8 protein-coding genes are annotated in these 7,963 nt (G+C 42.0%); all 8 read left to right on the top strand.

Annotated features, from left to right (window positions below; all coding sequences use genetic code 11):
• Positions 1–1,102, top strand: a 1,102-nt coding sequence (locus tag RHS_RS32165) for an Ig-like domain-containing protein (protein WP_395023605.1), incomplete at its 5' end; no start/stop codon positions are given.
• A gap of 126 nt (positions 1,103–1,228) precedes the next feature.
• Complete coding sequence (locus RHS_RS27525) at positions 1,229–2,659, top strand: ABC transporter substrate-binding protein (protein ID WP_044296106.1); 1,431 nt, start codon at positions 1,229–1,231, stop codon at positions 2,657–2,659.
• Between the two features lie 135 nt (positions 2,660–2,794).
• On the top strand, positions 2,795–3,715 hold the full coding sequence (locus RHS_RS27530; RefSeq protein ID WP_027295501.1) for a carbohydrate ABC transporter permease: 921 nt from the start codon (positions 2,795–2,797) through the stop codon (positions 3,713–3,715).
• 1 nt (position 3,716) lies between these two features.
• Positions 3,717–4,562, top strand: a complete 846-nt coding sequence (locus tag RHS_RS27535) for an ABC transporter permease subunit (protein WP_047834979.1) — start codon at positions 3,717–3,719, stop codon at positions 4,560–4,562.
• A 131-nt stretch (positions 4,563–4,693) separates the two neighbouring features.
• Positions 4,694–6,007: a diguanylate cyclase domain-containing protein gene (locus tag RHS_RS27540; protein ID WP_070042852.1), complete on the top strand. Its 1,314-nt coding sequence runs from the start codon at positions 4,694–4,696 to the stop codon at positions 6,005–6,007.
• 149 nt (positions 6,008–6,156) lie between these two features.
• Positions 6,157–6,681 (top strand): nucleoside recognition domain-containing protein, encoded by a 525-nt coding sequence (locus RHS_RS27545; RefSeq protein ID WP_047834980.1) that lies wholly within the window; start codon positions 6,157–6,159, stop codon positions 6,679–6,681.
• Between the two features lie 106 nt (positions 6,682–6,787).
• A complete protein-coding gene (locus RHS_RS27550; RefSeq protein ID WP_047834981.1) occupies positions 6,788–7,213 on the top strand; it encodes a response regulator in 426 nt (141 codons plus the stop codon).
• Between the two features lie 80 nt (positions 7,214–7,293).
• Positions 7,294–7,963 (top strand): hypothetical protein (locus tag RHS_RS27555; protein ID WP_047834982.1); only part of this gene is annotated, 670 nt, incomplete at its 3' end.

The following is a 7,963-nucleotide window of genomic DNA, read 5'->3' on the forward strand; positions in this document are numbered from 1 at the left end:
AGCAACAGCAGGACTTACTGAAATTCCGGTACCGGTTATAAAAGTAACGGGAGTAAGCCTGGATAAGCCGGCAGTAACCTTTACAAAAGCAGGAGAAACTGCACAGTTAAGGGCTCAGGTTGCTCCGGCAGATGCGGCAAATAAAAATGTCACCTGGAAATCTACCAATACAAAGTCGGTAACCGTAGACCAAAACGGACTGGTAAAGGCAGCGGCGAGCGGTTCCGCGGAGATTATTGTTACTACGGAAGACGGCGGAAAAACAGCCGTTTGTAAAGTAACGGTAAGCATTCCGGATCCGGTTGTAAAAGTAACCGGCGTGAGACTGGCACAAAAGAGTGCAGTTTTATCAGCGAAAGGGGCTTCTGTAAAACTAAGTGCAGCCGTATTGCCGAAAAATGCATCAAATAAAACAGTGACCTGGAAATCTAAAAATAAAAAAGTTGCGGTGGTTGATGCAAAGGGAAAAGTAACTGCAGTTGGAAACGGAACCACAAAGATCACCGTTACCACAAAAGATGGTAAAAAGACTGCAGAATGCACAATCGAGGTACAGATTGTGAAGAAACCGGTAAAAGTAACAGGAACAAAGGTAAATAAGACTACCAGGACCACCTTAACCGTATCCTGGAATAAAGTAAAAGGCGCTGATTCTTATAAAGTATATGTTTATAAGTCAAATAAGAAATGGAAAGACTTTGCGGCTACAAAAAAGACAAGCATTACATTAAAAGGTTTACCGGCAGGAACAAAGTACACGGTGAAAGTCGCAGCGGTGAATAAAGGCGGACGGGGAGCTTACTCTTCCGGCGCTTCTGCAGCAACAAGACCGGCAGCAGCCAGATTAAACCTTGCGAAGAAGAATGGTTCAGGCAGTGTAAAGCTTTCTTATAGTAAAGTCAGTGGAGCCAGATACGACATTTACATGAAGACCGGTAAAGGAAGTTACCGGAAAGTAACCACAGCCACGAAGACAAATGCAGTGGTAAAGGGGCTGAAAAAAGGAAAAACCTATCGTTTTAAAGTACGTACTTATATCAGAACCAATGGAAAGAACTACTACGGCAGTTATTCCAATGTATTAAAGTATAAGGCGAAATAAAGGGAATCAAGGTATTATTACCTGTCGGCATCTGAAAATATATCAAGAAATCAAACGTTTGTGCATAGTCCCCACCGGATGCACATGGTAGAATACATTTACAAAGTGAAAGGGAGGAAACAAATAATGAAGAAAAAAGTAATTAGTGCAATTCTTTGTGTATCAATGGTTGCAGGTATCTTAGCAGGATGCGGCGGCTCAACAGGAAGCAGTACAACGGAGGCCGGGAAAACAGAAGGAACGCAGGCAGCCGCAACACAGGCAGGTACAACCGAAGCCGGCACAGACGAAGCTAAGGGGGAAACAGCTGCAGCAGATGACACAGAGAAAGCAGATGCAAATACAGAACTGAGCGGAACATTGGTGGTTGCCCTTTGGGATAATGTTTCCATGCAGTTATTTGAGGATCTGGATCTGGCCGGAAAATTTCAGGAAGTGTATCCGGATGCCAACATTGAATTTGAAAAACTGAAAGATGATTCTGAGTACTGGAACGCAATGAAAATGCGTGCATCCGCCAATCAGCTTCCGGACATTATGTTTAATAAGACCTTTACCCTGTCAAGATTTAAAGATTATTTAGTTGACCTGTCTGATACAGAGGCTAATAAAAATAACAATATTGCAGAAGGCTATGCAGTTGATGGAAAAGTATTAGGTCTTCCGGAAAAAATGACAGCAGAATATGTGTATTACTGGAAAGATATGTTCAAAGAAGCAGGCGTAGAAGTGCCCTCAACCTGGTCAGAGCTGGAAGAAGTTTCCAAGAAGCTGCAGGAACATTTCGGAGCAGATAACGGTGACTTTATGGCAATTGCAATGGGCGGCAAAGATGAATGGCCAACCTATCCATTTACCGAGTTCATGCCGGCACTGGAAAGCGGAAACGGACAGAACTGGAATACAATGGCAACTCAGGACGAGCCATTTTCGGAAGGAACGGATTTCTATAAGGCATATACAAAGATTAACAGCTTATTCACCTCCGGCGTATTTGGAAAAGATCCGGTAGGTATCGGTAATGATCAGGCTACTGCATTATTTGCACAGAAGCAGGCAGCGATGGTTGCATCCGGCGGATGGGCACTTACCAGTATCTCAGAAGGTGCTGACAGCACAGATGAACTGGGAACCTTCTACCTGCCAACCAGGGAAAAAGCAGAAGATCCATTCAGAGCAATTACACAGGGTGATAACTTTATGTCTATTACCACACATGCAAAGAATCCGGAGTTGGCAAAAGCTTTTGTAGAATTCTACTTTAGTGATGCATGGTACCCGGAATACATCAAATCCCAGGCGGATGATAATACCATGAAGACGGTTCAGAAAGACAAAGACCCGATACTTGCACAGGCTGATGAGTTACAGCCGGACAAAGAACTTGTTATGTATGACGGCGGCGGTGATGACTTTACTGCACTGGTAGCAGAGACAACCTTTGATTATAAAAAATTAGGGGCTGAAATGCTGGTAAATGGATTTGATCTTCCGTCAGCACTAAATGACCTGAATACAAAATGGAAAGCAGCGAGAGAAAAATTAAGTATTAAATAAATAGGATAAGGGCTGCCTCAGCACAACTGTTGCAACAGTCTGTAATGGGGCAGCATTTTTTATGCAGGTAAGGGCGTATTTGAAAAATGCAGAACAATTTTCAATCGCCATCCAGAGGAGAAATGGAGGGATCTCATGAATAGTTTAACGAAAAAAAGGAATCGATTTATCATTCTGAGTCTGTTAGTTCCGGTTGTATTACTGGTGGCATTCGTTGTATTTCCGGCAGTGGATTTATTTCGAATGAGCTTTACGAATTGGGACGGGTACTCAGCAAACAGCAATTTTATTGGAATTGACAACTACATATCCATGTTTAAAAATAAAGATCTGTGGCTGTCCCTTCGCAATAATGGTATCTACTTTGCAGTCCATCTGTTAATGATTCCGGTGGAAATGGCAATAGCGGTCATCTTAACCTCTAAATTAAGAGCAGCAAAGGCCTATAAGACAATCGTATTTCTGCCCTATATCATCAATGGTGTAGCAATCGCATATGCATTTTCTTACTTCTTTTCACCGGTAAATGGTGCATTTGATTCTATATTAGAAGCATTGCATCTGGGCGGACTGAGCAGAAACTGGTTATCCGATCCGAAGATCGTAAACTTTGTTCTGGCATTTGTATCTTTATGGAAATTCAGCGGTTACCATATTGTATTATTTATAGCCGCATTACAGTCCGTACCCAAAGATATTGTTGAGGCAGCAAATGTAGATGGTGCAAATGCATTCCAGATCTTCCGTTACATTCAGGTTCCGTCCATTTCCCTGGTACTGGATTTCATCTTATTTGACAATATCAGAGGTGCATTACAGGTATTTGATATCCCGTTTGTTATGACCCAGGGAGGTCCGGGATATGCTTCTTCCACATTTACACTTTATACCATTAAGACGGCATTTACCTTTAACAACTTTGGTCTGGCTTCTACTATGGCAGTTGCAATTATGATCCTCATTGTGATTATCTATGTAGTACAAAACAGAGTGCTTCACATTGGGAAACCAAAGCCGCAGAAGGTATTAAAAATCAGAAGAAAGGGAGGGAAATAATATGAAGTCAGGTAAATCTAAGAGAATTATGACCCAGTGCGCAAAGCAGCTGATTTGTATCGCCATGGTTATCATTGTAGTACTTCCTATTATACTGACTCTGTTTGCAGCCTTGAAGACAAGGGGAGACATGATTAAGACATCCCCTCTGCTCCTGCCGGAACTGGATAAAATTACCTTTGAAAACTTTGAAAGGGTATTGGGAGATAAATATTTATTAGTAGGGTTTAGGAATACGTTTTTAATTGCATTTATCAGTATTATTTTCAATATCATGCTGGGATCGGTAACTGCATTTATTCTGGAACGTTTTGAATTCCGTTTTAAGAAAGTTGTATTTGCACTTTTTTTCCTTGGAATGCTGATTCCTACCTTTGTTACCGAAATTGCAAGGTTTAAGATAATACAGGGAATCGGGGCTTATAATACCCTGGGTGCACCAATCATTATTTATGTGGCATCGGATCTGATGCAGCTTTACATTTACCGGCAGTTTATATCCAAGATATCCGTATCGCTGGATGAGAGCGCTTTGCTGGACGGATGCGGTTATTTCGGGCTGTTTGGCAGAATAATCTTTCCGCTGCTGGCACCTGCAACCGCAACTGTGGTGATTATTAAAGCAATTACAATTATTAATGACATGTACATTCCATACTTATATATGCCAAAGAATTCTCTGCGGACACTTACTACATTCCTGATGAACTTTGCCAATGCCCAGCAGGGATCGTGGCAGAGACTGGCAGCGGGTATTATTATCGTAATGATACCTACGGTTATTATCTACATTTTCTTCCAGAAATACATTTTGGAAGGGGTTTCAGCAGGAGCTGTTAAGGAATAGGTTAAACACCCCTTTGGCCTTTGTAAAATACCCGGATATCATTGTAGGACTTCAAATTCCATGCTATAATAGGGATTATGAATTATGGTCATAAATGGCATCAGGAGTAATAACAGACAGAGGGGATTTGTATGGAGAAAGATGATAAAAAAGCATTGAGCATGCAGAGTTTCGTATTTGACTCGTTATTAAATAATATGAATGCTGTGTTGTATGTAAGTGACATAGAAACGGACGAGATTATATTTATGAGTAAAAACATGCAGGAGATCTTTGGGGTGGAAAATCCGGAAGGAAAGATTTGCTGGCAGATTTTACAGCGGGGAATGAACCACCGGTGTTCTTTTTGCCCGATTGCACGTTTACTGGAACAGGACAGCGAAACGCCTTTCTTCGTCTGGGAAGAAGAGAATACGGCTACGGGACGTATATACGAAAATTATGACAGTCTGATCAGATGGGCGGACGGCAGGCTGGTTCATTTACAGCATTCCGTTGATATTACGGAATTCAAGCGCATTACGGAAATTGCAAGTAAGGATGAGTTAACCGGGATGTTTAACCGGCGTGCAGGGAAATTAATGCTGCAGGAAGCTTTAAAAAAACTGCAGGGAACGGAAAGAACCCTGTGTGTATGCCTGTATGATCTCAACGGATTAAAACAGATCAATGATGTATATGGGCATTATGAGGGAGATAAAAGTATCTCCTATATAGCGCAGGCTGCACTGGATAATTTAACAGCGGATGATATGGCATTCCGGCTCAGCGGAGATGAATTTGTAATTATTTTCATGGATATCTGCCTGGAGGAGGCAGATGGCAGGGTACGTTCCATTCAGAAAGATCTGAAGCAGATTGTGAAGGAAAAGGCAGTTTCACATGAAGTATCCTTCTGTTATGGGATTGTGGAAATAACAGGAAAGGACGAATTTTCTGTATCCAAAGTCATATCCCTGGCGGATGAGGAAATGTATCGTCAAAAAAAGGTGTATCACATCAAAAAAGCAGAAGAGAGATTAAGCGGAAGTCTTTCTGAATATCAGGCTGCAGTAGAGGATTTTGATTATGATAAAGAGCACCTGTATGATGCTCTGATGGAGAGCACAGATGACTACATATACGTAGGCAACATGAAGACCGGTACTTTTCGGTATTCTCCTGCCATGGTAGAAGAATTCGGGCTTCCGGGGCAGGTTATCCCTAATGCGGCAGCCGTCTGGGGGAGTCTTATTCATCCGGATGATAAAAAATGTTTTCTGGAAGCTAATCAGGAAATTGCCGATGGAAGGGTAAATTCTCACAATGTAAAATACCGGGCACAAAAACCCAGTGGGGAATGGATCTGGTTAAGATGCAGAGGTTACCTGATCCGCGATAAATATGATATTCCGGAACTGTTTGCAGGATTTATATCAAAAGTGAAAGATCCTTCTCTGGATTGAATATAGCGATAAAGCATGGATGCCATATTATTCTGGCAGAGGATATCAATGCTTTATCGCTTTTGTTATTGAATGGGAATTTCACAGGACATAAAACAGGACGGTCTGACATATGCTGTGAGTAAGAGATGTACAGGCAGGAGATACGGATGAAGGTACTCGTCTTTCTTTCTACTTTTATGATTCCCTTTGTTATATTTTATATTGTGGGATACGGACTGCTAATGAAGAAAAATGTCTATGAAACATTTATAAAAGGTGCTGTGGATGGATTTCACACCGTAATCCAGATCATGCCTACGCTGATCGGGCTTATGGTTGCAGTTGGGATACTGCGTGCTTCCGGATTCCTGGATATGCTGTCCGCTGTGCTGGGAGGGCTGCTGCAAAATGTGGGTTTCCCGCCTCAGCTGATGCCGGTTGCAATTGTAAGGATGTTTTCTTCCAGTGCGGCAACGGGGCTGGTATTGGATATTTTCAAGGAATATGGACCGGATTCGGCAATGGGGATACTTACTTCGATTATGATGAGTTGTACGGAGACCATATTTTATACCATGTCGGTTTATTTTATGACGGCAAAAGTAAAGAAGACCAGGTATACATTGGCAGGAGCACTGGTGGCTACGCTGGCGGGGATAATTGCAAGCGTTGTCCTGGCCGGGAGGATGTAACCGGAATTGACGTGCCTATTTTTAGATGCTAAAATGAACTCAGCAAAGTGCTTATACAAAAGCATTTACTCAATCAGATGAGTAAAAGGAGAGGGCAGGTAGCATCATGTTTAAAGTAATGATTGTAGATGATGAGATTTTCATTATCTCTCTGATCGAGAAACTGATCGACTGGGAAAAGTATGGGATGTGTATTGCTGGAACGGCAGATAATGGAATGACAGCTTTAGAAGAGGTGAAGCGGCTGCAGCCGGATATCATTATTGTAGATGTCCGCATGCCGGGGTATGACGGAATTACGTTTATGCAGAAAGTGCGGGAGTTAAATGATAAAGTAAAGTTCGTGGTCATCAGCGGACATAAGAAGTTTGAATATGCAAAAAGTGCAATGCAGTATAATGTGGAAGACTATCTCTTAAAGCCTGTCAGTAAAAATGAACTGGAGCAGATCCTGCAGAAACTGGGAACAAAGCTGGAGTCGGAGAAACAAAATGAAGCGGTTCTGAAAAGCTGGATAATCAACTGGGCGTAAGCAAGGGGAAGCTTCGCTCTTATTTTTTTGAACGTATATTAAATGGCAGTCTGAATGTTCCTCCGGAGGATCTCGCGGCAGTGAACCAGACTTTTTTTACAACTTTTAGTCTGGGGAATTTTCAGGTTATCCGTGTGAAGTTAGATGCAGCAGAGTCTATTCCGGATAAGAATTTTACGGATACGTTAATCGGGCGGGTACAGGAGCTGATGGCGGATGGGCTGGCTGGCTGCTGCTTTGAGTGCCTGGTTAAAACAGAACAAAACAGCATTACCATGCTGTTGAATTACCAGGCAAACCAGAGAGAGGAAGTCTGGAAAAAGCTCAGGGATAATTTTAAAGGAATCCAGGAAGTATTGGTTAAATTTGAACAGTTATATATTACAATGGGGATGGGAAGAGAGGTAACGGGGCTTTCTGGTTTTTCGGAGAGCTATGGCTCTGCTGAAAAATGCCTGTATACCAGAACCGCACTTGAAATTGGAGCTATTATACAGGATTCTATGGTTAAAGAAGATCCCGGAATAATTGATATTATATTTTCAGATGAAGCCAGGGTAAGACTTGCAGAGTCATTTAAAAGCTTTCAGGTTGACAAGATTAAATTACAGGTTCTGGGGGCATTTTCGGCGGGGGATGAATACCGTTACCGTGATACATGCATTTATCATGAGATACTGCAGTTTATTCACCGGAAGTTTTATGAATATCTCAGGCAGATTGACATTTATAAAGGCAGTTATGAAGATT

The sequence above is a fragment of the Robinsoniella sp. RHS genome (genome assembly GCF_001029355.1).
In the GTDB taxonomy this organism is placed as follows: Bacteria; Bacillota; Clostridia; order Lachnospirales; family Lachnospiraceae; genus Robinsoniella; species Robinsoniella peoriensis.